28 protein-coding genes and 2 pseudogenes are annotated in these 23,086 nt (G+C 70.1%); 9 read left to right on the forward strand and 21 right to left on the reverse strand.

Features of this window, described 5'->3' with window-relative positions:
- The first annotated feature begins 28 nt into the window (after window positions 1-28).
- Window positions 29-550, forward strand: coding sequence for a DUF6233 domain-containing protein (locus ABIE67_RS47200; RefSeq protein WP_370270376.1), 522 nt, complete (start codon window positions 29-31; stop codon window positions 548-550).
- A gap of 28 nt (window positions 551-578) precedes the next feature.
- Window positions 579-734 (forward strand): hypothetical protein, encoded by a 156-nt coding sequence (locus ABIE67_RS47205; protein ID WP_370270380.1) that lies wholly within the window; start codon window positions 579-581, stop codon window positions 732-734.
- Between the two features lie 12 nt (window positions 735-746).
- On the opposite strand, the pseudogene ABIE67_RS47210 reads toward ABIE67_RS47205, so the two are convergent.
- From ABIE67_RS47210 to ABIE67_RS47225, 4 genes and pseudogenes are all read right to left on the reverse strand, one after another.
- Window positions 747-2,175: pseudogene (locus ABIE67_RS47210) on the reverse strand (ISKra4 family transposase).
- A 59-nt stretch (window positions 2,176-2,234) separates the two neighbouring features.
- Window positions 2,235-2,759, reverse strand: coding sequence for a hypothetical protein (locus tag ABIE67_RS47215; protein WP_370269890.1), 525 nt, complete (start codon window positions 2,757-2,759; stop codon window positions 2,235-2,237).
- Between the two features lie 72 nt (window positions 2,760-2,831).
- Complete coding sequence (locus ABIE67_RS47220; RefSeq protein WP_370270384.1) at window positions 2,832-3,407, reverse strand: hypothetical protein; 576 nt, start codon at window positions 3,405-3,407, stop codon at window positions 2,832-2,834.
- 20 nt (window positions 3,408-3,427) lie between these two features.
- Complete coding sequence (locus tag ABIE67_RS47225) at window positions 3,428-3,643, reverse strand: hypothetical protein (protein WP_370270386.1); 216 nt, start codon at window positions 3,641-3,643, stop codon at window positions 3,428-3,430.
- 256 nt (window positions 3,644-3,899) lie between these two features.
- Here ABIE67_RS47225 and ABIE67_RS47230 point away from each other — a divergent pair.
- Window positions 3,900-4,013 (forward strand): annotated as a pseudogene (locus ABIE67_RS47230) (CoA transferase); the annotation flags it as partial.
- A 37-nt stretch (window positions 4,014-4,050) separates the two neighbouring features.
- Here the strand turns inward: ABIE67_RS47230 and ABIE67_RS47235 are convergent.
- From ABIE67_RS47235 to ABIE67_RS47315, 17 genes are all read right to left on the reverse strand, one after another.
- Entirely contained in the window at window positions 4,051-4,476 is a 426-nt protein-coding gene (locus ABIE67_RS47235; protein ID WP_370270850.1) for a hypothetical protein, read from the reverse strand.
- A gap of 212 nt (window positions 4,477-4,688) precedes the next feature.
- Complete coding sequence (locus ABIE67_RS47240; protein ID WP_370270389.1) at window positions 4,689-4,898, reverse strand: hypothetical protein; 210 nt, start codon at window positions 4,896-4,898, stop codon at window positions 4,689-4,691.
- Window positions 4,899-5,030: 132 nt separating this feature from the next.
- Window positions 5,031-5,636, reverse strand: coding sequence for a hypothetical protein (locus ABIE67_RS47245; protein WP_370270392.1), 606 nt, complete (start codon window positions 5,634-5,636; stop codon window positions 5,031-5,033).
- A gap of 83 nt (window positions 5,637-5,719) precedes the next feature.
- Window positions 5,720-6,022: a hypothetical protein gene (locus ABIE67_RS47250; protein ID WP_370270396.1), complete on the reverse strand. Its 303-nt coding sequence runs from the start codon at window positions 6,020-6,022 to the stop codon at window positions 5,720-5,722.
- 19 nt (window positions 6,023-6,041) lie between these two features.
- Window positions 6,042-8,111, reverse strand: a complete 2,070-nt coding sequence (locus tag ABIE67_RS47255; RefSeq protein ID WP_370270398.1) for a hypothetical protein — start codon at window positions 8,109-8,111, stop codon at window positions 6,042-6,044.
- A gap of 167 nt (window positions 8,112-8,278) precedes the next feature.
- The gene (locus ABIE67_RS47260) at window positions 8,279-9,004 is read right to left on the reverse strand and encodes a hypothetical protein (protein WP_370270402.1); all 726 of its coding nucleotides are present in this window, start codon (window positions 9,002-9,004) and stop codon (window positions 8,279-8,281) included.
- On the reverse strand, window positions 9,001-10,293 hold the full coding sequence (locus ABIE67_RS47265; protein ID WP_370270405.1) for a hypothetical protein: 1,293 nt from the start codon (window positions 10,291-10,293) through the stop codon (window positions 9,001-9,003). Before ABIE67_RS47265 ends, ABIE67_RS47260 begins: the two co-directional genes overlap by 4 nt.
- A gap of 14 nt (window positions 10,294-10,307) precedes the next feature.
- Window positions 10,308-10,775, reverse strand: coding sequence for a hypothetical protein (locus tag ABIE67_RS47270; RefSeq protein ID WP_370270410.1), 468 nt, complete (start codon window positions 10,773-10,775; stop codon window positions 10,308-10,310).
- A 183-nt stretch (window positions 10,776-10,958) separates the two neighbouring features.
- Window positions 10,959-11,231 carry a hypothetical protein gene (locus tag ABIE67_RS47275; RefSeq protein WP_370270414.1) on the reverse strand — a complete coding sequence of 91 codons (273 nt, stop codon included), beginning with the start codon at window positions 11,229-11,231 and terminating at the stop codon, window positions 10,959-10,961.
- 146 nt (window positions 11,232-11,377) lie between these two features.
- Window positions 11,378-13,126 carry a DUF2637 domain-containing protein gene (locus ABIE67_RS47280; protein ID WP_370270418.1) on the reverse strand — a complete coding sequence of 583 codons (1,749 nt, stop codon included), beginning with the start codon at window positions 13,124-13,126 and terminating at the stop codon, window positions 11,378-11,380.
- 293 nt (window positions 13,127-13,419) lie between these two features.
- Window positions 13,420-13,551, reverse strand: coding sequence for a hypothetical protein (locus ABIE67_RS47285; protein WP_370270423.1), 132 nt, complete (start codon window positions 13,549-13,551; stop codon window positions 13,420-13,422).
- Between the two features lie 59 nt (window positions 13,552-13,610).
- A complete protein-coding gene (locus ABIE67_RS47290; protein WP_370270428.1) occupies window positions 13,611-13,796 on the reverse strand; it encodes a hypothetical protein in 186 nt (61 codons plus the stop codon).
- Complete coding sequence (locus tag ABIE67_RS47295) at window positions 13,793-14,191, reverse strand: hypothetical protein (RefSeq protein WP_370270837.1); 399 nt, start codon at window positions 14,189-14,191, stop codon at window positions 13,793-13,795. The genes ABIE67_RS47290 and ABIE67_RS47295 overlap by 4 nt, the downstream gene beginning before the upstream one ends.
- A gap of 158 nt (window positions 14,192-14,349) precedes the next feature.
- Window positions 14,350-14,601: a WhiB family transcriptional regulator gene (locus tag ABIE67_RS47300; protein WP_370270430.1), complete on the reverse strand. Its 252-nt coding sequence runs from the start codon at window positions 14,599-14,601 to the stop codon at window positions 14,350-14,352.
- Window positions 14,601-14,936 carry a hypothetical protein gene (locus ABIE67_RS47305; RefSeq protein ID WP_370270432.1) on the reverse strand — a complete coding sequence of 112 codons (336 nt, stop codon included), beginning with the start codon at window positions 14,934-14,936 and terminating at the stop codon, window positions 14,601-14,603. The genes ABIE67_RS47300 and ABIE67_RS47305 overlap by 1 nt, the downstream gene beginning before the upstream one ends.
- Window positions 14,937-15,085: 149 nt before the next feature.
- Window positions 15,086-15,811 (reverse strand): hypothetical protein, encoded by a 726-nt coding sequence (locus ABIE67_RS47310; protein ID WP_370270436.1) that lies wholly within the window; start codon window positions 15,809-15,811, stop codon window positions 15,086-15,088.
- A gap of 273 nt (window positions 15,812-16,084) precedes the next feature.
- Complete coding sequence (locus ABIE67_RS47315) at window positions 16,085-16,447, reverse strand: hypothetical protein (RefSeq protein WP_370270438.1); 363 nt, start codon at window positions 16,445-16,447, stop codon at window positions 16,085-16,087.
- A gap of 62 nt (window positions 16,448-16,509) precedes the next feature.
- Here ABIE67_RS47315 and ABIE67_RS47320 point away from each other — a divergent pair, with 62 nt between their 5' ends.
- From ABIE67_RS47320 to ABIE67_RS47345, 6 genes are all read left to right on the forward strand, one after another.
- The gene (locus tag ABIE67_RS47320; RefSeq protein WP_370270440.1) at window positions 16,510-17,094 is read left to right on the forward strand and encodes a GntR family transcriptional regulator; all 585 of its coding nucleotides are present in this window, start codon (window positions 16,510-16,512) and stop codon (window positions 17,092-17,094) included.
- 18 nt (window positions 17,095-17,112) lie between these two features.
- Window positions 17,113-17,967, forward strand: coding sequence for a DUF5919 domain-containing protein (locus ABIE67_RS47325; protein ID WP_370270442.1), 855 nt, complete (start codon window positions 17,113-17,115; stop codon window positions 17,965-17,967).
- A complete protein-coding gene (locus ABIE67_RS47330) occupies window positions 17,964-18,767 on the forward strand; it encodes an inositol monophosphatase (protein ID WP_370270444.1) in 804 nt (267 codons plus the stop codon). Before ABIE67_RS47325 ends, ABIE67_RS47330 begins: the two co-directional genes overlap by 4 nt.
- 538 nt (window positions 18,768-19,305) lie before the next feature.
- Window positions 19,306-20,793, forward strand: a complete 1,488-nt coding sequence (locus ABIE67_RS47335) for a winged helix-turn-helix domain-containing protein (protein ID WP_370270447.1) — start codon at window positions 19,306-19,308, stop codon at window positions 20,791-20,793.
- A 9-nt stretch (window positions 20,794-20,802) separates the two neighbouring features.
- Entirely contained in the window at window positions 20,803-21,651 is an 849-nt protein-coding gene (locus tag ABIE67_RS47340; RefSeq protein WP_370270451.1) for a DciA family protein, read from the forward strand.
- Window positions 21,652-21,828: 177 nt separating this feature from the next.
- Window positions 21,829-22,731, forward strand: a complete 903-nt coding sequence (locus ABIE67_RS47345) for a hypothetical protein (RefSeq protein ID WP_370270455.1) — start codon at window positions 21,829-21,831, stop codon at window positions 22,729-22,731.
- Window positions 22,732-23,086 lie beyond the last annotated feature (355 nt).

Here is a 23,086-nt window from a genome sequence, read left to right on the forward strand (position 1 = left end):
ATGCCTGGGCAGGATGGAGGGGGTCGCAATGCCGCAGAACGCGGCCCGGGTCACCGTGATCATGCCTGACGGGCAGGAGTTGCGCGCCTGCCTGTATGAGCGTCGGCGCGCGGCAGTCGGATGGCAGTACCGGGTGGGCATCACCGGCTGGGCAGTTGGCGGCAGCGGCCGTACGGAGCCTGCGGAACAGAGCGTCTGGCTCGACGCCCGTCATGTCCGCCCCCTCGAAGGCGGCGACTACAGTCGGATCCCCACCCTCGCTAATCCCACCGCCGACGGGCGGCAGGCCTGGACAGTACAAGATCTCCCTCACCGCCCCGGCCACCCCGGCGCACGCCTGATCCACGTCATCGGCTGCCAGCCCCACGCCACACCCATCACTCTCGACCAGGCCCTCGACATCCTCCGCCAACCCCGCACCGTCTCCTGCCGTGAATGCAACGCCGCCACCTCACTCCCCACCACGGCCGATCCGTTGCCTCCGCAACAAGACCGCGCTCCGCTCAGAGAAAGGGATCGCCATCCGGAGGAACGGCAGCGGCACGGATGATCAGAGAGGGGGCTGGCAGGATGGGCGTATGAGCGAGGACGCATTGGAAGCAGCGCAGCAGGCATACCAGTCGGCACAGGAAGCGCTGCAAACCGCCCGCCGGAAGCTGGCCGAGGCCGTCTTGGATGCCTATGCGAACGGCGAGCCGGTGGGTCGGATTGCCGAAGGGTGCGGCTCGTTCTGAGTGAGATCGCGGTCAGGCAGTAAGGGCGTATCTCGCCTGGTCATGGGCTGGGTAGAGCCGTTGATGTTCCTTGGCGAGATGATGTTTCCAGTAGGCGTCAAGATCACCGTTAGCGGCGGCGGCACGGAGTTTCAGGACGGCTTCGGCGCCGTCGAGACCCCAGCGGGCTCCGCTGATGTCGAGACGGTCGGCGACGAGATGGCGGGCCGCGCCTTCGATGATCCCGGTGGCGATGGGCCAGCCGGCCGCGAGGGCCTTCTCGTAGTGCAGGAAATCTGCGTTGCCGCGCAGGTAGCGGACGCAGGTATCGACACCGTGCCGCTGTCCGCCGGTCAACTTGGCCTGATCCGTGGAAGCACCAGGCCGCCGCCCACAACCTCTCCAGGACGTGGATGATGTCGATGACGATGTGCGCCTCGACGTGGTGGAGACGGGCTTCGGCCTGGACGAGGTCGAGTTGATGGCGGGCGCCGTCGACCAGGACCACCCAGGTGCGGCGATGTTCGGGGTCGCGGGCCTGCGCGTGCTCGAAGACCTGCGCCACAACGTGCTCGGCGTCGTGTTCCACCGAGCCGCACAGCCACTTGTCCCGGGCAACGGGGCCGGGCCGGCGGATGTGCCCGTCCGTGAAGCCGCCGGGCGGCGTGATCACATCGTGCGGCCGGCGGGGTGCCGGTTCGGCGTCGTAGACCGCGCCGAGCGTGGCCATGCGTTTTCTGCCGTTCTTCTCCCCGGCGGCCAGACGCGTGCGAAAGGCGTGCTGCCGCTTTTCGGCGGCCTGCCGGGTGGCCTCCCGCAGGGCCTCGGGCCTCATCACGATGCCCTTGCCGTCCGCGGACAGCACCAACACTGTTGCCGGAGCGCAGGGTTGAACGATTCTGGCGTTGTAGAAGGCGTCGACGTCACCGGCGGCCTCGACGAGCAGACCGGCGAGCCGACGCTTGCCGAGCACGCGGCCGCACCGCCGGATGATCGTCTCGTGGGCCGCGTCGTAGGACATCCGGGTGGCCGCCTGGACGGCGAGGCGGGCCAGACCGTGCGAGTGTCGGCCCCGCGGCAGTGACAGCACCGCATCCGCCGGGTGCACGTTCGACGCCTCCAGGCGCCTCCAGGCGAGGCGGGAGACGGTCACCGTGCCGAACACCGTGGCCAGCAGCCGGCCATGGCCCCTCTCCAGCCGCGGCCGCGGCAGACCGTCCGTACCGATCACGCGGGGCCGCAAGCTCGCCACAGCCTCCTGCTCGCGCCGCTCCCGCAGGTCCAGGTGATCCTGGAACAGCTGCCGCAGCAGGTCACGGCCCCTGTCTTCCAAGAGATCCTCCAGCTCATGATGGGCCAGATCGCCAGTCGTCGGCGATGCCAGCTCCGTCACGAGCATGCTGAATAAATTCGCCGCCGCCTCAAAGTCGTCAGCACTCGGCGGCGTGTCGTACCGTTCCACGGCGTTCTTCTTCCTACGGGCGTTTCGGTTGGCACCTACGAACGTAGGAAGAAGAACCCTCAGCCGCCAGAACCCTGGCCCAACGGCCCACTGTCCTCGGCGTGTTCGAGCAGCGCGAACAGGCCCGGACTGTCCTCGCTCAGCCAGCCCCGGCGCGCGAGCCGCTTCAGTTTCACCCGCACCGATTCCACCTTCGAGGGGCCCTCGCCCCGGCCGATCGCCACCGAGACCGCCTTCGACCGCATCGGCCGCCCCGCCGCGATGAGCACCTCCATGATGTCCCGGTACCCAGACGGCAGCAGCGATGCGTCCATCCCCGCCTCCCGCTCGGGCACCGTCACCACCCCGATCGGCGACTCCCCTCCCGCCCGCTGCGGCCCCGCCGCAGGCCGCGGCACCGGCTCCTCGGCCGCCGCGTCGTCGAGGACCTCCCGCACCACCGCCCGGGCGACCTCCACCTGCGCGAGCATCTCCTCGAACGCCTCCAGTTGCTCGCTCAGCTCCGCTACCTGCACCCGCAGTTCGCCCACCCGTTCCCCGATAGCCGACTCACGCCGTTCCAGCTCCTCCAGCAGGGACACCATCACCCCACCCCCTCACCCAGAAGGTAGAAGCGACCAGCACTCACCACCAGCCCACCCACACAAAACGCCAGCTCAGCCAGTCACTCGAAACGAGCCGGACCCAACCGCGATACCTGCGGCGACCTCGCGACCGGGGCCGGGAGTGCCGATCCACACCATGGCGACGGTGGCCGCGCCCCACACGGTCCAGGTGAGGCGGGCTCCGCCGTTGCGGAGGTAGCCGAGGAGGAACGCGACGACCCCGACCGCCTGCCATGTGCTGTATGCGGTGGTGGCGTCGACGGGCAGCGCCTGCGTGCGTGTGGCGAGGTAGGAGCGGACCGGCTGGTCGATGGTGGCGAGCAGGCCGGTGTGGTCGTCGCCGGTCGGGGTGGACCACGGCAGGGCTCGCGCCGCGTCGATCGCCGTGGTCCCGATGCCGTACAGCGAGAAGAACGCAGCCGCGGCGATGGCGAGGACGATGACGCTCTTGATCCATCCGGCCATGAGCCGCCAGCCGTAGGTGGGGGCCATCCGGATGTCGTGGCGGCGGCGGCCGAGCCAGCCGTGTTCTGCGCTGAACTGCTTCCACCAGCTGTAGGCCCGGGCCTGGGTGGTGGGCTCCTGCTGGCGGCCGGCGCGGGAGTGGGGGAACGGGGTGACGCTCATGGTGGTGTCGCCTCTCGTGGTCAGCGGGATCGGCTTGCGCTGGTGCTGGGGTGGGCGGGCGCGGTGTGCGCCGGCCGGGGCGGGTCGGTTTTGGTCGCGGCGTCGCTGCTGTGGGTGCCGATGTAGAAGCCGCCGATCAGGCCGAGGATGAGGAAGACCTTGTGCCGGTTGGCCTTCCACCAGGTGGGCGGGGCGGGCTGGGTGAGGACACCTATGACGGCGGGCGCTTTCGCCAAAGCGACGGCTCTCCTTGTGGGTTGTCCGCAGGCGTGCTGCGGTGGGGACGAGGTGCTGGCCAGGCCGGTCGGCCTGTCCGGCCCCCGGAGCCGCCGCGAAGGGGCGGGGCGCCGGAGGCCGGGCGGGCAGGCCGGGTCAGGTCGCCGGCGCGGGGGTGGGAGCGGCGGCGCAGTCGCGGCACAGGTACTTCCGGTCGGTGCTCAGCGGGTCGGTGAGGACGCTCGTGCCGATGGGGGTGAGGGCCGCGTACTCGAGCTGGCGGGTATCGGACCGGGCCCGTTCGCCGCCATGCTCCTCGCCGACCTGGGCGCCGACGTGGTCCGCGTGGACCGGCCGGGCGGACCCGGACTCGCCATCGACCCCGAGTGGGCGGCGGTCTCGGTGAAGGCGGTGACGGCGGGAGGGTTCATGCGCCGCTGCCGATGGCGATGGCCGGGACGGTGCCGACGGGCCAGCAGGGTCCGGCGCACGGGGTGCGGTCGGGCAGGTGGTGGGGGTGGAGGATCGGGGCTCCGTTGGCGGCGTGCATGCCGCGGTAGCGCCACACGATGCCGGGGCGGCGGCGGTCGTCGCTGGCGGGCACGTAGTCGGCGTCCAGGTCGAAGGTGCGGGCGGTGGCCGGGTCGGTCCACGTGCCGGGCTGGTCGGTGACCTGGTTGAGCAGGCCGCTGCCGGGGTCGGTGTAGCGGGTGACGAGGGCGTCCAGCTGCGCGCGGATCTTGTCGGCGTTGGCGCGGATCCAGTCGGGGACCAGGTGCTCCTGGCCGCGGGGCGCGTAGTGGGCGGCGCTGTCCTGGGGGTCGGCGTCGAGGGCCTGGTCTAGGTGGGCCATGGCCGCGACCAGCTCGGTGACGACGGGCGCTTCGATGCGGACGACTCTGGCGGCGTGCTGGCAGTACCGGATCTCGGTGGGGCTGAGGGGGGGCGGTGGTCAACGAAGGCTCTTTGCAGGCGGGTCGGGGTGGGGCCGGGCGGCCTGTCCGGTCCTCGCCCTGCTGCCGCGCGGGGCGGCGGCGGGGGCGAGGGCCGGGCGGGCGGTCCGGATCACGGCGTGGACGGGGTGGCGCTGTCGGCGGGCGCGGTGTGCGCGGGCGGCGTGTTGGTGGCGGCCGGGGCGTCGGTGCTGTTCTGGCCGAGCAGGAAGCCGATGATCAGCGCAAGGACGGCGAGGACCTTGTGGCGGTTGGTCTGCCACCAGCCGGGCTGCGGCGCGGGCTGGAGGGTGAGGACGGGTCCGGTCTGGTGTCGGGCCATGGCGGATCGCTCCTTGGCGAGGTGGAGGGAAGGAAGGTGTGGGCAGGCCGGTCGGCCTGGCCGGCCCTCGAGGCCGCCGTGCGGGCCGAGGACCAGGCAGGTCGGCAGGAAGAACGGAGAGGGCAGACCGCGCTACTGCTTGTTGCGGTTGCCGTCGCCCCACTGGATGTTCACGTCGCCGCCGCGGCCGATGAGCCGGTTGCCGCCGGTGTCGATCTGCGGGGCGAAGACGACGGTCGACGGCTCACTGCCGGTGCCGTGGTCGCTGCCGGGGTGGCCTGCGGCCTTGGCGAACAGGGAGCGGGCGACGGCCACGCCGCCGAACAGGATGACGGCGAGGACCAGGGCGACCTTCCAGAGCATGTCGAGCATGTCCACGAGGCCTCCCAGGGCCGGTGCGGCGATACGGAGGGCGACGGCGCCTCCGAGGGCGAGAGCGGTGATGCTTCCGGCGACCATGCCGATCGCCTTCGCCCAGGAGGGCATCGGCTCGCGCTGCGTGGCGACGGGGACCGGGTCCAGGCGGTGCTCCACGGGGCGGCCCCAGGCGATGCGGCCGTCGGGGAGCTGGACCTGGACGGAGCCGGGGACCGGCACTTGGTAGAGGGTCAGGGCCGGGGCGGGGGCCTGCTGTACGACGACCTGGTGGTGCTGGGGGGCGGGCTGCCAGATCGCGGTGGGCAGGGCGGGGGAGTAGGGGCCGACGTCCTGGTCGACCAGGTGCTGCTCGGTGTTCATCGGGCGCTCCAGGGGAGTCGGGGACGGCCGAGGCCGGCCCCTCGGGGGAAGGGGCCGGCCTCGGTGGTGGGGCGGGGTGGTGGCTACAGGTCGCCGTGCTCGGCGGCGGCGTTCAGCTCCGCGAGGGTGGCGTACTGGCGGGGGAGCCGGGAGCGGCCGCGGATGTGGATGCCGTTGGCGCGGCCGCTGGTCATGAGTTCGGTGAGCTGGTCGCGCTGGGGGCCGGGCAGGCCGGCCAGGAGTGCGGGTGCGTTGTCCAGAACGATGGTGAGCGTCGGGGCCGGGGCGGGCTCAGTGCCGAGGCGGGCGGCTCGCTGGCGGACCAGGGCGGCGGCCTGGTCCAGGATCTGCAGGGCGCTGGCCGGGGTGGGTTCGGTGCTGTTCACAGGGTTCTCCTTCGCTGGTTCAGGCGGCGGCCATGTAGTCGGCGTGGTCGGTGTGGACCCAGGCGCCGTGGCCAAGGTTGGTGACGGGCACGTTCGGGTCGTCCTTCATCCGCCCCAGGGCGGTGCGCACCCGGGGGTTGGGGATGCCCAGCGACCTGGAGATGACCGCCGGGGCTGCGGGCTTGCCGTGTTTGTGGAGGAAGGCGACGATCCGCCGGGTGGTGTCGGACATCGTCGCGCCCTCGGGCTCCACGGCGTCCGGCACCTTCTCTATGGCCACAGCGGGCACGGCCTGCTTCTTCCCGGGCTTCTTCGCCTGGGCCGGGGCGGTGTCGGTGAAGCGCTCGGGGTCGTACGTGTAGTCCTCGCCGGCGTTGCGCAGACGGATCATCAGCGCGTGCTCTTCGAGGATGTGACGCACGATCGGCAGCGCGTCGATGCTGGCCTGCTCGATGCCGGTGGTCTCGCCCTCGTGGGCCAGGCCGTAGGCGTCTTCGACGTTGGGGGCCCGCCACATCGCGGACCGGTTGTCGGGACCGGCGAGGTAGCCGAGGCCGCCGGTGCTGGTGCCGTCGTTGAACTCCTTCGGGATCGCGCCCGGGTCGATGTCGCCGAGGGCGTTGCCGGCGGCCCGCTTGCCGGTTGCGGAGGAGCCGGAGCGCAGGACCAGGTTGTTGCCGCCCTGGAGGATGTCGCGGATCAGGGTCTCGCCGCCCAACTCGCTCGCGTTGGGGGACTGGTTGGCCAGGCGGAACTTGATGCCGACCTTCCGGGCCTCCTTCACGAGGTCACCAACGATCTTGACGGCTTCCTCGCCATAGTCGGGGTCGTTGAGGAGGTCGTGGGCCTCGTCCAGGGTGACGCAGACCAGCGGGTCGGGATCGCCCGGCACGAAGAAGGCGCGGCCGACGCGGGTGCGGCCCTTGTCGTCGACCCACTTCAGCCGGTTGTACCGCTTGCCGCGCTCCTTCATCAGGGCGTGCACGGCGCGCAGGACGACGATGCCGAAGGCGTTGCCCGGCGCGAACACGGCGACGCCGTCGGGCCAGTCCGGCAGGGACAGGCCGGCCTGCGGGTCGATGACGATCGAGCACATCAGCGGGCTGCGCCGCTCGATGCCCAACAGCCCGTCCAGCGCGCGGGACTTGCCGGAGCCGGAGGTGCCGGTGATGAAGTCGTGCACCGCGCCGGAGCCGGGCAGGAAGAACCGGTAGTTGGCCTGCTCGCCGTCGTAGTAGACGCCGAACGGGGCGAGTCCGGTCTCCGGGTCCAGGACGTGCTGGGGGCCGAAGAGGGTGCCCTTCTTCAGCGGGTTCTCGGTGAACACCGTGACCCGGCCCTTGCGCGGGGAGAGTTTCTCCAGCGCGACCAGGTCGGGGTCGTCGATCCCGAGCGAGGACAGCACGTCGTCCAGTGCCACGATCTTGAAGGACTTGCCGCGCGGCACGTGGATCTCCGCCGACCAGCCGCCCTTGGGGTTGGCGATCGGGGAGACCAGCTTGCTCTTGGGGTACGGGCCGTCGGGGACGGCGGCGTACTCCATCCAGTCCAGCATCTGCTGGGTCAGCTCCGGGGCCTTGGCCTGCGGGCGCCGTCCCCAGCGCTGCCACGCCCAGGCGCCGTAGCCGAGCGACCAGGCCAGGGAGAAGCCCCACCAGGGGTTCTCGCCCCATTCGGGTCCGCCGACGCTCGCCATGGTGGTGAGCAGGCCGGAGCCGGTGACCGGCATGGACAGGCCGATGTACCGGTCGTGTTCGGCGGGCAGGGTGCGGGCGGGCCGCCACACGCCGTTCCACTTGACCAGGCCGGGGACCCAGCCCCAGGCGCCGGCGGCCGCGGCGCCGGTGAATCCGAGGGTGAGGGCGGTCTTCCAGCCGTCGGGCGTGGCGGACAGCAGCTCACCGGTCGGGCCCATGCTGGCGGCGGTGACGGTGATGGTGAGGCGGCCGCGGTTGTCGATCGCCCACTCTTTGAAGGTGCGGGAGTTCTTCTTGCCGGTTGCCGCCTGGGCTGTTGCCTGGTTGGTCTGCGCGGCGACGAAGGCGGCGAGGTCGACGTACTGGGGGGTGGGGTTCTTCGGGGCGCGCACGGCGGGTTCCCTTCATGCTCGGGGCTGTGGAGGACGGGTCCGGGGGCCCGGTGCTCCCCACCGCCCCCGAACCGCGCCTGGTGCGCGGGTCGGGGGCGTCTGGGCAACACAGGGGTCGGGCCCGCCAGTTGGCGGGCCCGGTGGCCTGGTGGGTGGTGCAGTGGGCGCTATTCGGCGTCGTAGAAGGTGTTCTTCGCCATCGGGACGTCGGAGTCGTCGACGGCGTCCTGGATGCGGCCGTGGTTGCGGTGCGCGGTGCGCGCGGCGGTCTCGGCCTGGGTGACGGACTTGTCGGTGGCGTTCTTGTAGGCGTCGGCGGCCTTCTTCGAGCCGTCGATCAGGTCACCGAGCATGTGCATGTTGCCGACGGTGTAGTTGTCGACGTTGAGGGCCTTCAGCTCCTCGCCGATGCCGCGCATCCGCTCGGCCATCTCGCCGGACCAGGCCGCGAGGTTGTCGACGTCCTCCTGGCGGGTCTCGACTTCCGCGCGGATGGTGTTGAGCGCGGTGAGCAGGGCGCGGTGGTTGACGACGTCCGGGATCTTCGTGATCGGCATGGGGTGGGTTCCTTCCTGTTCGGGGCTGGAGTCGGAGACGACGTCGTCGATGACGCCGCTGAAGTCCTCGGGGGCGTCGATGTCGTCGTCCGGGTCGATCAGCCCGTAGCCGGGGTCATCGGGGGAGCCGAGGGTGACGATGTCGCCGTCCTCCCAGCGGCCGCGGTCGCTTTCGAACTCGTAGTCCGCGTCGAACCACGGGAGTTCGTCGCCCGGATAGCGCGGGTGGTAGATGACGGTGGTGCCGATCCGGGTGTAGTGGACGTTGACCTGCCGGGAGATGCCGTCTTCCTCCCACGTCCACACGTACGGTTCGACCCGCCGGGGCTCTGTCACCGGTCGTAGTAGCCGGCCTGGGCGGCCCGCTCGATCGGGGAGGACTGGACGGCTTCGGCGATGCCGCCGTGGGCCTTGTAGGCGGAGGCCGCGGCCGCCACGGCGAAGTCGCCGGCGTCCTTGGCTGCGGCGCCGTACTGGGCGGCGGCCGCCGACTGGGTGTGGATGTCCTCGCGCAGCGTGTCGATCTCCTGGCGGGTCTTGGCGTCGACCTCCATCTCGGCCATCTCCGCCTCGATCTGGTCGAGCCGGTCGGAGAGGGACTTGTCGTCAGCGGCGATCGCGATGGCCTCTTCCGAGCGCATCTCGCACATCGCCTTCGTCAGGGTCAGGGCGTTCATCAGCCCGTCCAGGGTGCGGATTTCGGGGATGACCATGTTGGGAGAGGACATCGGGTCTCCGTTCTGTGCGGGTTCGGGCACCACGCTGAGGTGGCGGCGCCCGGCGGGGTCGGTTTCGGCGTCGGCGGGCTTCGCTTCGGCGGTCCGGGCCGCCCGTTCCTCGGCCGCGTCCGCCCGCTCCGTCGCTTCGCGGGCTTCCTTCTGCGCGGCGAGGACCTTGTCCGTCGCCGCGCGTTCGCGGGCCTCCTCGGCCTCCTTCTTCGCCGCGTCACGGTCGGCTTCGGCCTGCTCTGCCCGCGCCTTCTCGCGCTCGGCTCGCTCGCGTTCGAGCTCGGCCTCGGTCTTCGGCCGTGCCGCGTCGTCGTCCGGGCCGGTGTCGGCCGGGGCGGCTTTCGGCTCCTCCGGCTTGTCCTTCGCGTCCGGGTCGTCGACTTCCGCGTCCGGGTCGCCGGCCGTCGGCGGGTCGGTGGGCTTCGGCGGGTCGGTGGGCTTCGGCGGGTAGGGCGGGGGAGGCCCGGCCTTGGCCGCTGCTTCGTCCGCCTTCTTCTTCGCCTCGGTCTCTTCCTTCTTCTTCCGCCTCGCCTCGGCCTTCTCGGCCATCTTGCGGCGGTGTTCTTCGCGGATCTCCGGCCACCGCTCGCGGTATCCCTCGCCGACGGCCTTCCACATGGTGGAGCCGGTCTCGGTGATGACCGCGAGCGGCACGGCGGCAGCGCCGCCCACCTTGGCGCTGCGCGGGGCGGCGGCACTGAACGTGCCGCCCGGCTCGGTCGGCCCGGGCGCCTTCACCGTCGTGGTGGAGCCGTCCTTCGGGCCGCTCGCGGCGACCTTCTCGACGGTCTTGCGGGACTCCGCGGTGTCGTAGCGGCGGTCGTCGGTGCCAGTCACCTTCTCCACGCCGCGGGCTCCGGCGTAGGCGATGGCGATGAGCAGGATGAGTTCGAACACGGCTCAGCCCCCGCTCACGCCATGCCGAAGGCGCCGGCGACCAGGCGGCCGACGGTCGTGACGACCCAGGCCAGCCCGGTCTGGATGCCATCGCCGATGGGGCCAGGGATGGTGGAGGCCAGCACCGGCAGGACCGCGCCCAGGATCCGGGTGCGCATCTCCACCTTCCGCGTGACCAGGTCGTTGACGAAGACCAGGGTCACGCCCAGTGCGGGGATGCCGGTGATGATCAGGCCGGTCCACTCGCCGACCGAGCTGACCGCCCAGTCGTTGATGGAGTTGACCGTCTCGTTCCACCAGGAGCCCGCCGGGGTGGCGACCATCGCGGCCGACGCGGTCGCGATGAGGATCGCCTGGGCGCGGTCGGTGTGGAGTTTGTTGGTGACCTTGTTCAGTCCGGGCAGCTTCTCCGCGTAGAACAGGAGTGCGGCGGACCCGGCGCAGGCCCCGCCGGCGGCGGCGCTGACAGCGGCGTCGATCATGGTTTTTCCGTCCTTCCAGGACTCGGGTGGGGGTTTGACAGGGCGTTACAGAGCGTCGTAGTCTCGCGCGCGCACGGGCGCGCCTGTGCGCACGGGTGCGCGCGGCCGTACGGGTGGGGTCTGTTTCTGCTGTCACAGCGGCTTGTCACAGGTCTCGTCACAGCTCGTGTCACAGCCGGGCGGTCACTGTGCGTGCGTCTCGCGGATGTGCTCGAGGGCCTGCGTGACAGCCTCGTAAGCGCGGGCGCGAGCGTCCGCGGGGAGCTTGTCGAGCACGCCTCGGAGGCGGTCGAAGGTGACTGCGGCGACCATGTCCGGGCCCTCCTGGCGGGCTTCGGCCAGGCGCCGTCCCCAGTGCTCCGCACGCCGGGCCTGCTTCTCGGCCCGCTTGCGCCGCAGCGTCTTGTTCCGCTGCGGCGGGTTGTTCCATGGGGCGGTTTCGTTGGTGTCGCTCACCTGCGGTTTTGCCTCCTTCCGGGGCGATTTGATGGCAGGGTTGGTGTCGGCGCTTCGGCGCCTTCACCGCGTCCCCGAGTTGTCATCAGCAGCTCGGGGGCCGGTGGAGCCGTCGATGAGCTCGTCTTCGCAGGTCGGCGGCCCTTTCAGGCCGCCTGGGCGGTCTGGCCGCCGTCCTGCTCGTCCAGCAGCTGGAGCGCGCGCTGCTTGCGGTCCTGGGCGGAGCCGGTGGAGATGCCCAGCTCCTCGGAGATGATGCGGACGGTGACCGCGCTCTCGCCTCGGGCCTGGATCATCGCGGCGACTCGGTGCGTGTCCCAGTCGACCTGGCTCATGCGGGCCATGGCTGCGGCTTCAACCGCACGCGCCTCGTGTTCAGCAGCGCGGGCGCGGAGTTCAGCGGCCTCCTCCTTCGCGGCCTCCTGGCGGGCGACGGAAGCGGCGATCTCCTCGCTGTCGAGCTGCTCCTGCTTGGCCGCGTTCACCGTCGCGGCGCGGTGTTCAGCCTCCCTCCGCTCGTGTTCAGCGGCCTCTTCGAGGGCCTTCGCCCGGGCCGCTTCGGCCTCGGCCAGGCGCTGCTGCTCCTGGGCGATCCCGGCCTGGCGGGCGAGCTCTTCCTGCTGGGCGCGGGCGGCGGCATCAGCCTGGATCCGGCGCTCGTGCTCGGTGGCCTGCGTGGTCATCTGCTGCTTCTCCAGACCCCAGCTGGCCTGCACCTTCTCCCGCTCGATCTGGGCGAGGGTGCGGCGCTTCTCGGTCTCGTCGGCGAGTTCCTGCGCCTCGGCTGCGGCCTGGTCCTCAGCGAGCTTGAGCGCGTGCTGACGCTTGGCCTCGCGGAGTTGAAAGTCGGCTTCGGCTCGTTGAATCTCCGCCTGAGCCTCGCGTTCCGCTTCGGCTCGGGCGATCTTCAGCTGACCCTCGGCGCGGATCTTGTCGACCTCCGCCTGAATGCGAGCGGCCCCGAGTTGAACATCGGTCCTCACTCGCTGAATCTCGGCCTCGGCACGCTGAACAGCGGCCTCGGCCTCCCTCTCGATCCGCTTGGTCTCCTCCACCAGCGGCACCCCGAGGGCGCGCTCCACGCTGAACCCGAAGGGCGCCAACTTGAACGGCAGCATCTCGTTCGCCGATGCCGCCTTGCGCCAGGGCTTGTCGTCGTTCTCGTACTTCTGGCGCAGGCCCTCGCGGTAGATCCGCAGCTGCTGGTGCTGGGCGGCGACCTCCTTGTACGGGAGGTTGTAGAGCCGCATCCGGCGGGCCAGGCGGGGCGTGGACAACGGGGCGAGGATCCACCGGGTCAGCGGGACCGACCCGAGCGGAGTGGCGCCGGCCAGCAGGTCGGCCATCCGGCCGATGTAGTGGCGGGCGGCCTCCACCGCGATGATGAACAGCACCGGGATCACGCCGTGCATGGACGCCGCGAGCGGGTCGGCCGACACCGGCCCCGGCGGGGCGGCGGCGTTGAACGCCACCGTGGCGGTGGTCAGTCCGTGGGCAGCCCAGCGCAGGATCGGCAGCGGCATCCGCTTGCGCATCATGTAGAGATCGAGCGCCAGGAGCACGAGGATGCCCGCGTCGATCCCGATGGGGAACGCGTAGGAGAAGAGGCCGAAGCCCTTGCCGTCCGCGAGGTGGCGCAGGGTGTTGTACGAGCCGGTGAAGCCGATCGAGGCGAGCACCAGGCCGCCGACTCCGGCGATGACGGCGAGCAGCCGCATGGTGCGCGGGTCGCCGTCCGGCTCGGATTCCGTGGTCTGCGCAACGTCGTCCGTCTCGGCCTGCAGGCCGGGCTCGGGGTGGATGTCGGCCCGCGGGGCGGGCGGGGTGTCGGGAACGGGGAAGTGGTCAGTCGCCGGTTCGGCGTCGGAGCGGACCAGGTCCGCGGGGCTCGTCATCTTGTGCTCCTTGATCGGTCGTGCCGGGGGCGGCGGGGGATGGCAGGTGGGGATCGCTCAGCCCCGGGGGTCTGCCCGACCCGGCGGGCGAGGACAAGGCGCCGGCCCGCAGTGCGGGCGAGCTGCTGTCCGAAGGCCCGGGCGGCGGGCGCGAAGTTGGGTGCCGCTCCCGGTCGCCGGGAGCCAGCGGAGCGGACCAGGGGGAGGCCCCGTGCGCTCCCTGCCGTCCCCGCCGGCGGGCGGGGACGACAGGCAACAGGGGGAAGCTCAGGCCGTGTTGCGGGGGATGGACTTCAGTCCTCGGCGGACGCCTCGAGCTGGGCGTTCGTCAGCTCGGCCTCCACGTCCGGGTGCTCGCCGCGCTCGATGGCGGCGTAGACGGCTTCGCCGGCCATGAACATGCGGTCCTGGAAGTTTTCGGACATGACGAATCTCCTCGTGTCTCAAGTGAGTTGGCGGTGCCCGAGGCCCGGGCGGGCCGGTTTCAGGTGGAGCGGTGATCGCCCTTGCGCTGCAGATAGGCGTCCTGCAGCCGGCAAAACGTCTCGAACAGCGCGGCTCCAGCGGTGCAGCGGGACTGCGTGGTGCAGGACGTGCAGCTGCCGGCGTGCTCACGAAGCGCCCGGTCAGCGGCCATGTACCGCTGGTACAGGTCCTTCTTGCCGGTCATCGGCGTGAAGCGAGGGCGGACAGCGCACCGCGCGGGTGCGGACGGGCCGGTGGCGGCGGCTGGTCCCGGCCGTCCCGCTCGTGCGGCGTCGGCCGCATCGGCAGCGGCCGGCGTTCCTCCGACGCAGACACAGGACGCTGCCACGCGCTGATCGCCGCGCAGGCCGGGCATGTCCAGAAGGTGACCCCGAACCAGCCGCTGCAGATGTCGCACTGCAGGCCCCCACTGCCGTGCGGCGCCATACGGTGCGAGACGGTGCCGGCGGGGCGGGCCGCGTACGCAAGGACACCCGCGAGGAACAGGCTCTCGCCTTCGTCGGGCTCGGGACCGAGGTCGTCGTCCTCGCGCTCCAACTCGTCGATCAGCCCGCCCGTTAACCAGGCAGGTGCCATCATGGTGATCACAGGGCCTCCCAACAGGTCCTTGGCAGTCCCAGGGGCGCAATCCCTGGGGCTGCCGCTGTTTCGGCTGTCCGTACGAGCAGCCACGGCCGCCCCCACCCAGCGGCATTCGCGGATGGGGGCGACCGTGGTCGTTCGCCGTACCGGCCGGATCAGGGAGCCTTGCGGGTTTTGCGGGCGGCGCGCCGCCTCATCGAGCGCCGCTCCGCCTCGGACAGGCCACCCCACACGCCGGCCTCCTGACCGGAGTCCAGCGCCCACCGGAGGCACTGATCCGTCACGGGGCAGCGGCGGCAGACGGCCTTGGCCTCCTCGATCTGCAGGAGCGACGGGCCGATGTCACCGATCGGGAAGAACAGCTCGGGGTCCTCTTCGCGGCAGACCGCCCTGTGGCGCCAGTCCATTACTTCGCACCCCCATCCGTGCCGGCCTCGCGGACGACCAGGTGGTCCGAATCCGTCCATACGCTGCCGACCGCGAAGGGCTCACCGTCCGGGCGCAGCACATCGCGGACGATCACCACCCACTGGGCGCAGCGCCGCTTAAGCAGCTCACGGGCCCGCTGCGGGTCACGGATCACCGACAGCACCTCGAAGGCGCCGTCGCTGTTCTGGTAGATCTCGCCCCTGGCACGGGGGCCGATCTGCTCGTCGACGATCCTCCGCAGGGCGTCGAGGGTCATCGGGTCGTCCGCGGGAGTCGGCGCGGGAATCTGGTGTGGCATGCTGATGGTGAGCAACAGGGCCTCCAAGCAGGTCCGTTCACAAACGCCCCCGGCGGCCACCGGGGGCGTTTGTTTTTGGGTCGGCTGTCGTACGAGCAGCCACGGCCGCCGCCCTCCGCGATGGGGAGGGCGGCGGCCGTGGTCGTTCGTTCGTGAGGTGCGGGTCAGGCTGCGGGGTTCTTCAGCAGCGGGAGGCCAGGCCCCTCGGCCGGGGCATCGCCGTCGGGCAGCTGTGCCCGCTGCTTGTCAGCGGCCTGAACGTCCGGGATGACGGCGGCCCACTCGGCCATCCGCCGACGCGGCAACTGCTCGGTCAGGTGGCGCTCGGCCTGCTCCCGCAACTGCTCCATGCCCTCGCGCGTCCGCTGCCGCTTCGGCTCCTGCCGCTGAAGCCGGGTGTAGAGAGCGGCAAGACGCGCGCCATCGGTGCATCCTGCGCGGCCGGGGCAGGCCGCGCACTCCTCGCAGTGGGCGCGGTACGCCTTGAGAGCCACCGCTGCGGTGAGCGGGGACGGGATCACCTTGCTGACCGGCGGCGCGACGGCGCTGCCCATCCGCTTCACCCGGGTGGTGTGCCGGGCGCCGGCGTCCATGGCCTGGTTCTGACGGCGGTTGGCCAGCCTGTCGTAACGGGCCTGCCACTGCTCGGGGGTGATGTCGAACCAGATGCGCTGACCGCTGCCGGGGCAGCGGGACACGTGGTTCTCATCGCGGCGGTGCCGAGGCTGGCCACTGTGCGGCTCGGCCCGGTGCGCGGTGATCATGCGGTTCTGCACTGTGCGCCAGGTCTTGCAGTCCGGGCACACGGCGGACCGGTGACCGGGACGAAGATTGATCAGGTCGGGCTTGAAGTCGCTCGCCTTGAGCGGCGCCCTGCCGTTGTTCTTCATGAGGATGTCCCTCCAGGCGGTTGCGTTCTCCGCCCCCCACGGACTTATGGAAAAGGGCCGTGGGGGACAGGCAGCGCAACTGCTGTCGGCTGCGCCCGCAAAGAGCCGACCGGGGACCTCGTGGTACGTCTCCCGGCACCCACCATCAGGTGAGCGATCACACAACTCAGAGCGGTGCTGCGCTATTTGGTTTTGGGTGGTGCTCTGGGGCCGTCTCCGGCTTCCCACCACCAGGACCGAGCAGGGCGCGGTCCTGATAGAAGGCATCCGGGGTCAGCTGGCGAAGCGCCGCATCTGCTCGAGAAGGGCGGCCTGGTTGGTCTTGCCGCTGCCCGTGGTGCCGCCGATGAGGACGTGGAGGGCGCCGGCCTCGCGGCGCTGGGCCAGGTCCTCGGCGGTGGCGAGGTCCACGACGACCTGACCGCCCTCGGCGTGACGGCCGAGGACGAACCGGTTGGTGGCGATGGCCTCGGCGAAGGCCGGGCTCGCGGCCTCCACCGTGTGCTCGTAGCCCTCGATCTCAGCGGTGGACCAGGTGGTGACATCGCCGTGCGCGGCGCGGAAGGAGTCCGGGGTCTGCATCGTTTCGGTCCTCTCGGCATGACCGGCTGTCTGCTGGGTGACGCTCGACTGCATGGCTGCAACCATATACACAAAGCTGAACCATGTGTATATGGTTGTCAAGGAGGTGGCCCCACATGACCGGAACCGATGCCCTGCTTCTCCCCCTGACGCCCATGTGCTGGACTAGGGGCGGCTTGTACAACATGGTGCACAAGGACAAGGGAGAGTCCGTGGCGGATAAAGTCGGACGGCCGGAGTATCGGAGAGTCATGGATGATCTCCGCGAGCAGATCTCCAGCGAGCGGCTCGAGGTAGGCCAGCCGATCCCTTCAACAGCCACGCTCTCAGCGCAGTACGGCGTATCGAGCACTGTGATCCGTCGCGCGGTCAGGGAGCTGACCCAAGAGGGCGTGCTGGTAGGACAGCCAGGCAAGGCCGTGTTCGTGCTTGCCAAACCCGATGAGGTCCGCGAAGGGCAGTTCACGCTGGAGGGCTTGGCTCAAGGCCTTGCGGAAGTTCGGTCCCAGGTCGATAACCTGCAGGCGCCGGACACCCGTGCCATCGAGGCGCTTCGGAGTGAAGTTGGCACCCTCCAGCGTTCGGTTGATCTCCTGCAGTCACGCCTCATGGACCTGTACGGCCGGCTAGGCCAGCCCTATCCGCGAGACGTCGAGCCGCCGAACGAGACTAGTCGTACCCAGAAGACGAATGGCGCCTGAGGCCCAGGAGGAATGCCGATGACAACTGGTCAAGAGGCGACCGTTATCTCCATGTTCGGCTCTGGCCCCAATCGTCTGGACCTAGGAGAAGTTGCAAGAAACCAAGTTGCCGCCGCACGATCGGCCCGCAGCATGACCGAGGAGGCGTTTGCAGCCCTCCTTGAGAGTCTTCTTGGTTGGCCGGTCGGTGCCGGGCTGATTAGGGCCTGGGAGCAAAACGCGACACCACCGGGGGATGTGCTTGTTGCGTGCGAACTGATCGTCCGCCAGAGCCCGCCCGACCTCAGTAATCGCCAGGCGTTCGATGCCGCGGCACAGGTTATGGGAGACCGCTTCGTCGACCTTGAAGCTGTCTACGCGACCCGGTCGGAGTTCCAGGCAAAGTTGCCAGTTTCCGATCTTCTTGAGGGCGCCAAGGAGATTCGCCTGTGTGGGCTCTCTCTCAACATGCTGTGCCAGACGTACTCAGACGTGAGGCTTCGGGAACTCATCGAGCAAGGAACCACACTGCGCTGCCTCTTCCTCAAGCCGTACGGTCACTTCATACGAGAGCGGGAACAGGAAGAGGGGTACCCGGAGAACCGCCTGTCAGATCTGACGGCGATGAACCTTATGATCCTGCGTGAGCATGTCGCAGCACGCGTATCGCCGGAAGCTCAAGGGCGTATTGAAATTGGCGTCTATGACGAGCCGATCCGCTTCAACGTGCTACTCGTGGATGCCGAGTTGTGTGTGGCGCAGACGTACTTGCCGCAGGCCCGTGGTGTTGATTCACCAACGTTCGTGATCCGCAAGCGCCGCCCTACCGGCGGTCTGTACCCCTCGTTCGAGCAGGTGTTTTCTGCCATGTGGGAAAGGCGTGAGCCTGCGTGAGCGACCTGGGCGCACTTCTCGAGATCGCCTCAGCCGCGGTGGACCGGGCATCCTCCCTCGTCAGCCGGATGGCCGTCGGGGAGGTCCGGTCTAAGGGCGACCGAGACATGGTTTCGAATATCGACTTTGCGGTGGAGCAGGACCTTCGAGACTTCCTAGCACGTGAAACGCCTGAACTTGGCTTTCTCGGTGAAGAGAGAGGATCCGTATCACCGGCTCGACAGCTCACTTGGGCCCTGGATCCCGTGGATGGCACAGCTAACCTCGTGAACGGCATTCCTCTCTGCGCGGTATCTCTGGGGCTAGTGTCGGGCGAGTCATCGGTGCTCGGCGTGATCGATCTGCCGTTCCTAGGTCAGCGGTTCAAGGCGGCGCGAGGGCTCGGCGCACATGCTGACAAGCAGCCCCTCACTCCAAGTGCACGCGATGAGTTGTCCCAGGCCGTGATCGCGATCGGCGATTACGCCGTAGGTGCGCACGCGCACAAGCGCAACGAGCTCCGCTTCGCGATCACGCAGCTCCTTGCTGAACGTGCCTTGCGAGTTCGGATGCTCGGCTCTGCCGCGATCGACCTGGCATGGGTCGCCTCTGGAAGACTGGACGGCAGTATCGCACTCAGTAATCACCCTTGGGACATGGTGGCGGGCACGGCAATCGCCCGTGAGGCGGGAGCTCTTGTCCTGGATGCACACGGTCGGAACCACGACCTGCTGTCCGCAGCGACGATCGCCATAGCACCAGGACTGCGCCAGCCACTTCTCCAACTGCTGACCGATGCACGGAAACAGGTGGCGGAGTGACCCAGTCGCAGACACGCACCACGGCTCCTGCCGTAGTAGTGACCCGCGCGTCGCTCCGGCAACGGGACTTTTTTGTCTTCCCGTGCCGGTCCGTGCACGGGCGCACCTCAGCCCCGGAAGGGGGCGAGATGTCGTAGGCGCGATCGGCGGCGCCCGCTGAGCGGGACTTCAAGCCGCCGGGGCCCGGCCTCCCGGTGATGCCAGTCACCTAGGCGCGGTGCCCCATCTGCTCTCCGGTTTCGGCCTGCCAGGGCCTTGCGGGAGGAGCTGCTCGCCCCGGTGCCAGCCGGCTGCGAGCGGTTCGATCTTTGGTTCTGCCCGAACCATGAAGCGCCACAAAGGCCTTCGTTGTGCCCTCCAAAAGCGACAGGAGTGCTAAGCACATGTTGCAGCATCGTGCTGCCCTTTGTCAGCCCAGTCTTGCCCTATTGGTGCATTTTGCACCGCCTTTCAGGTCACAGCCTCCCGCTCAAACCGGCGGACTGTCATGTGCGCGGGCTGCCCGGACGCTCTCTATCGGCGACTTGGAGGAGTCCCGGTGAGCGCCGTGGCGGCGCCGGACGCCGCAATGATTCCCGCCCCGCGTTCCTCGGGGGACGACGCGGTCGATGTGCTGCCCGCGTTGTACGTGTCGGAGGCGAGGCAGTGGCTGTTGACGTCGACGGGCCGGATCGCGCCGGACGGCTACTCCTGGATGCAGGGGGTGCACTGGGTGGCGGGCTCGGGTTTGTACGAGCCGCGCCGGTACCGGTCGCACGGTCCGCGTTCGTTCGGGCAGACGACGGTGTTCATCGCCCAGCTGCTCAGCGAGCTGTCGCCGTGCCGTCCGGGGATCGAGTACCTGATGCGTCGCACCGGCCTCACGAAGCGGGCGGTGCAGAGCCACCTGCAGATTCTCCGGGAGACCGGGCTGCTTGCCTACATCGTGAAGGGCACGCGGCAGCGGGGCGGGCCGCCGCAGGCGTCGGAATTCGCGCTGATGCTGCCGCCCGAGTTCGATGCCGCGCTGGGGATCCGGACGGCTGGTGAGGGCACCGGGCGGCGGGTGACGGGGATCGCGAAGTTCGGTCGCAAGTTGATGGCGAAGCTGGCAGCGAAGGCGGCCCGGAAGGTGCGCCGGCCTCGGGCGGCGCGGTCCTCGAGGACCGCGCCGAAGGCTGCCCGAAAGGGGGCTACGGAGGCCTCTGTGACTGCTGTTTCGGCGGAGTCCCGTTGCACCCCAATGGGGGGTAGTTCCTCAAGTGTTTCGTCTGCGGGTACTACTTCCTTCCCCCCTGAGAGCAAGCTCGCAAGCGGGGGCAGCGAGTCACTCATCCCGGAGAAGTCCAAGGCCAGCAGTCGCCGGAAGCTGAACACGGTCGGACGCCGCTTCCAGTTGGCGAGGGAGCTCACCCATGAGATGGACTGGCTGCGCGGCTGCGCGGTGTCCCGGATCGCCTGGGTGGCCCGGACCGTTGCTGATGCCGGATGGACCGTGACCGAGGTCAAGGCCTGGCTGCACTTCCGCGGCGAGGCGGCCCACGTCCGTCGGGGCTCCGGCCTGCTCGCCGTGCTGCTGGCCAACGCGGTGACCGTGCTGGACACCCCGGCCAAGCGTGCCGAGGCCGTCGCCCGGTGGCGCGGTGCTCAGGAGGCGGCCCGCCGTGACCGCATCCAGCAGGTCCGTGCCCAGCGGGAGCGGTTCGAGGGCGACTGGGAGGCACCTTCCAGCCACGTTGTCACGCGCCAGGTGGCGCAGGCGTTCGCCCAGGTCCGCGAGGTGGCTAACGGCGGCCGCCGCCAGGACCAGGCCCCCAGCGTCGGTGACCAGTGCGGGGACCCGGGGCTGAATGACCCGCAGGTCGAGCAGATGCGCGAGCAGGCGCTCGGCGAGCTCATGAGGGGCGTAACCGACCTGATCGACCTGGCGGTCGACTCCATGGGCCCCGAGGCCGCCGAACGCCTCTACGGCGCACCCCTGATGCGCCGCGCCCGCCAGCTGGCAAGCGCCGCCCACAGCTCGCTCATGACCATCACCCACCGGTAGGAGGCCCAGATGACCGAGACCACCACCATCGAGCAGGCCGGCTCGGACGGCCCCGAGCTGTCGGGTGTCGACCTCGCGCGGGTCGCTCTGCACGCCGCCCGCGATGCCGCCCGCAAGCGCGGCGAAACTGAGGCCCGGATGCCGCGCCGCCGCACCAGGCGTGTTGTGAAGCGCGACGGCCGCGAGCCGAGCGGGTTCGCCGCCGTGCTCCAGGGCCTGATGGCGGAGCGGGCCTGGGCGGTCCCGGCCGTCGGCGGCAGCATCCTGGACCGCTGGCCAGACATCGCAGCCGCACTCTCATCCCGGCTGTCCGAGCACGTCCAGGCCGTGGCCTTCCACTCGGAGAGCGGGCAGCTGGACCTGCGCCCGGACTCGCCCGCTTATGCCACCCAACTCCGCCTGATCACCGCCCGGATCATCACCGCAGCGAACCAGGAAGTCGGCACCGACGCCGTCCGCACCATCCGGGTCCTGGCCGCCGGCGTCGCGCCCGAGCCCCGCACGGCGGAACCCGCCCCGCAGACCGCGCCCCAAGCGCCGGTGAAGACCCGCGACACCGCCTCGCCCGGCTATCAGCAGGCGCTGGCCGCGCACATGGCCGTCGCCCCCGACAGGCGGGTGGACCCGGGCATCGCGGAAGCAGTCGAGCGGCAGACCAGGGCCATGCGCGAGCTCAGCCGGCGGGCCTTCCCCGAGCCGGAGGCGTCCTCGATCGAGGCGGCCCGCATCCAGCGCCGCCGCGCGTCCGAAGCCAACCACACCCTGGCGCTGCGCCGGGCCCGGGCCGAACGAGCGGCCCGTCAGACCGGGACGGAGGCCGCCGCGCCGCAGCCCTCGGCGGTCCGGCGTACGGCGTGAATGCGCAGGCTAGGACCGACGGCGGACAGCCTCACCGACGTGCCGGTTGATCAGGGCGATTGCCATCACCTCTGTACCGTCCCACCAACTACTTCTCGGAACCGGATCATTCGGTGCATTGCCGAATGACAAGATTGAGGACCTGCCAGGGCAGGCAACGATCGGAGACCACAAGCGATGCCGAAGAAGCGTAAGAAGAACCGTAAGGCGCCCCGGCAGAACAGCCCCAGGCGAAGCGCTCCCACGCAGCAGGCAGGATCGCAGCCCGCCGACTGGGAACCCGACTGGGAAAGCCTTCCCGATGCAGACTTCGACCCGCTCAGCGCCCTGGCCGACCGGTATTCGACTCCGGCTGACGCGGTGAAGGCCGTCCAGGCCGGCGAGCCGGTGGAGTGGATCGGCGACGTTGAGGGCGCCAAGATGCGCCACCGCGTCCTCCTCGCCGACAACGGTGAAGCCGTAGTTGAGCAGGCCGTCTTCCTCGACGGCACCCTGGAGCAGATGGTGCTGTGCGCAGCGCACCAGGCCGGCGAGCACGGTCGGGACCAACTGCACACGGGCGTGCTCGCCGCTCTCGACGCCCTGCACACGGTTATCCGGCCGATCGTGGAAGCCCGCGTCCGAACGGTCCGCCCCGACTACACCGCTGCCGTACTTGAGTCCTTCCAGGAGGCACCCGAACCGAACGGTCCGGGCACACCGGTATTCGGATGGCGTACCTTCCACAGCGTCGGCCCGGACACCACCTGGGACGACACGATCGACACGGCCACCTGGAACAGCTCCACCATGATGTCCGGCTTGATCGAGGACTCAGACGACGTACCCGAGCTCCAACCTCCCCAGCTGGCCCGGCTGCTGCACGACCATGGCGTCCCGGTCATCCTCTGCGCCAACTGCGGCGACGCCATCACCGACCGTCACCCACGATGGAGCGGTGTCTGGGTCTCGCCCAGCAACGACAGCGGCCCACTGTGTGAGGCCCCCATCCCTGCACTGCAGCGCCCGGCTCCCAAGCTCGGGTGGCTCACCGACGCGGAGTTCTGCTACCCGCACCAACCCGCACTCGTGAGCGCCTGACGAAGCGCTAGACCGTCGCGCCCGAGCGGCGCGTCGACCCGGCATCGCGGAGGCCGTGGAGCGGCGGACCAGGGCGCTGCGTGAGCTGAGCCGGCGGGCGTTCCCGGAGCCGTAGGCGCCTCGGACCAGCCTGCGTCGATCGAGGCGGCCCGCATCCAGCGTCGCCGCGAATCCGAAGCGACCCGGGCTCTTGCGCTGCGGCGGGCCCGGGCGGAGCGTGCCGCCCGTCAGGCCAGCGCGTCGACTGTTCCGCCGGGCCCTGCCCCCTGCGTACGACGGTTTGAGCATGTCGATCGTCTGTGAGGCCAACGCCGTTGATGGCACGATGAGTTGGGACGAAGGGTGGGGGTTTGTG

This window comes from Streptomyces sp. V4I8, from assembly GCF_041261225.1.
In the GTDB taxonomy this organism is placed as follows: domain Bacteria; phylum Actinomycetota; class Actinomycetes; order Streptomycetales; family Streptomycetaceae; genus Streptomyces.

Excerpts from the sequence above, each read along its gene's own strand:
- ABIE67_RS47300 (WP_370270430.1), bottom strand. The coding sequence starts at position 14,601 with ATGGACTGGCGCCACAGGGCGGTCTGCCGCGAAGAGGACCCCGAGCTG.
- ABIE67_RS47315 (WP_370270438.1), bottom strand. The coding sequence starts at position 16,447 with ATGCAGTCGAGCGTCACCCAGCAGACAGCCGGTCATGCCGAGAGGACC.
- ABIE67_RS47205 (WP_370270380.1), top strand. The coding sequence starts at position 579 with ATGAGCGAGGACGCATTGGAAGCAGCGCAGCAGGCATACCAGTCGGCA.
- ABIE67_RS47285 (WP_370270423.1), bottom strand. The coding sequence starts at position 13,551 with ATGTCCGAAAACTTCCAGGACCGCATGTTCATGGCCGGCGAAGCCGTC.
- ABIE67_RS47200 (WP_370270376.1), top strand. The coding sequence starts at position 29 with ATGCCGCAGAACGCGGCCCGGGTCACCGTGATCATGCCTGACGGGCAG.
- ABIE67_RS47295 (WP_370270837.1), bottom strand. The coding sequence starts at position 14,191 with ATGATGGCACCTGCCTGGTTAACGGGCGGGCTGATCGACGAGTTGGAG.
- ABIE67_RS47245 (WP_370270392.1), bottom strand. The coding sequence starts at position 5,636 with ATGAACACCGAGCAGCACCTGGTCGACCAGGACGTCGGCCCCTACTCC.
- ABIE67_RS47215 (WP_370269890.1), bottom strand. The coding sequence starts at position 2,759 with ATGGTGTCCCTGCTGGAGGAGCTGGAACGGCGTGAGTCGGCTATCGGG.
- ABIE67_RS47240 (WP_370270389.1), bottom strand. The coding sequence starts at position 4,898 with ATGGCCCGACACCAGACCGGACCCGTCCTCACCCTCCAGCCCGCGCCG.
- ABIE67_RS47220 (WP_370270384.1), bottom strand. The coding sequence starts at position 3,407 with ATGAGCGTCACCCCGTTCCCCCACTCCCGCGCCGGCCGCCAGCAGGAG.
- ABIE67_RS47320 (WP_370270440.1), top strand. The coding sequence starts at position 16,510 with ATGACCGGAACCGATGCCCTGCTTCTCCCCCTGACGCCCATGTGCTGG.
- ABIE67_RS47270 (WP_370270410.1), bottom strand. The coding sequence starts at position 10,775 with ATGATCGACGCCGCTGTCAGCGCCGCCGCCGGCGGGGCCTGCGCCGGG.
- ABIE67_RS47310 (WP_370270436.1), bottom strand. The coding sequence starts at position 15,811 with ATGAAGAACAACGGCAGGGCGCCGCTCAAGGCGAGCGACTTCAAGCCC.
- ABIE67_RS47325 (WP_370270442.1), top strand. The coding sequence starts at position 17,113 with ATGACAACTGGTCAAGAGGCGACCGTTATCTCCATGTTCGGCTCTGGC.
- ABIE67_RS47345 (WP_370270455.1), top strand. The coding sequence starts at position 21,829 with ATGCCGAAGAAGCGTAAGAAGAACCGTAAGGCGCCCCGGCAGAACAGC.
- ABIE67_RS47280 (WP_370270418.1), bottom strand. The coding sequence starts at position 13,126 with ATGACGAGCCCCGCGGACCTGGTCCGCTCCGACGCCGAACCGGCGACT.
- ABIE67_RS47290 (WP_370270428.1), bottom strand. The coding sequence starts at position 13,796 with ATGACCGGCAAGAAGGACCTGTACCAGCGGTACATGGCCGCTGACCGG.
- ABIE67_RS47340 (WP_370270451.1), top strand. The coding sequence starts at position 20,803 with ATGACCGAGACCACCACCATCGAGCAGGCCGGCTCGGACGGCCCCGAG.
- ABIE67_RS47235 (WP_370270850.1), bottom strand. The coding sequence starts at position 4,476 with ATGGCCCACCTAGACCAGGCCCTCGACGCCGACCCCCAGGACAGCGCC.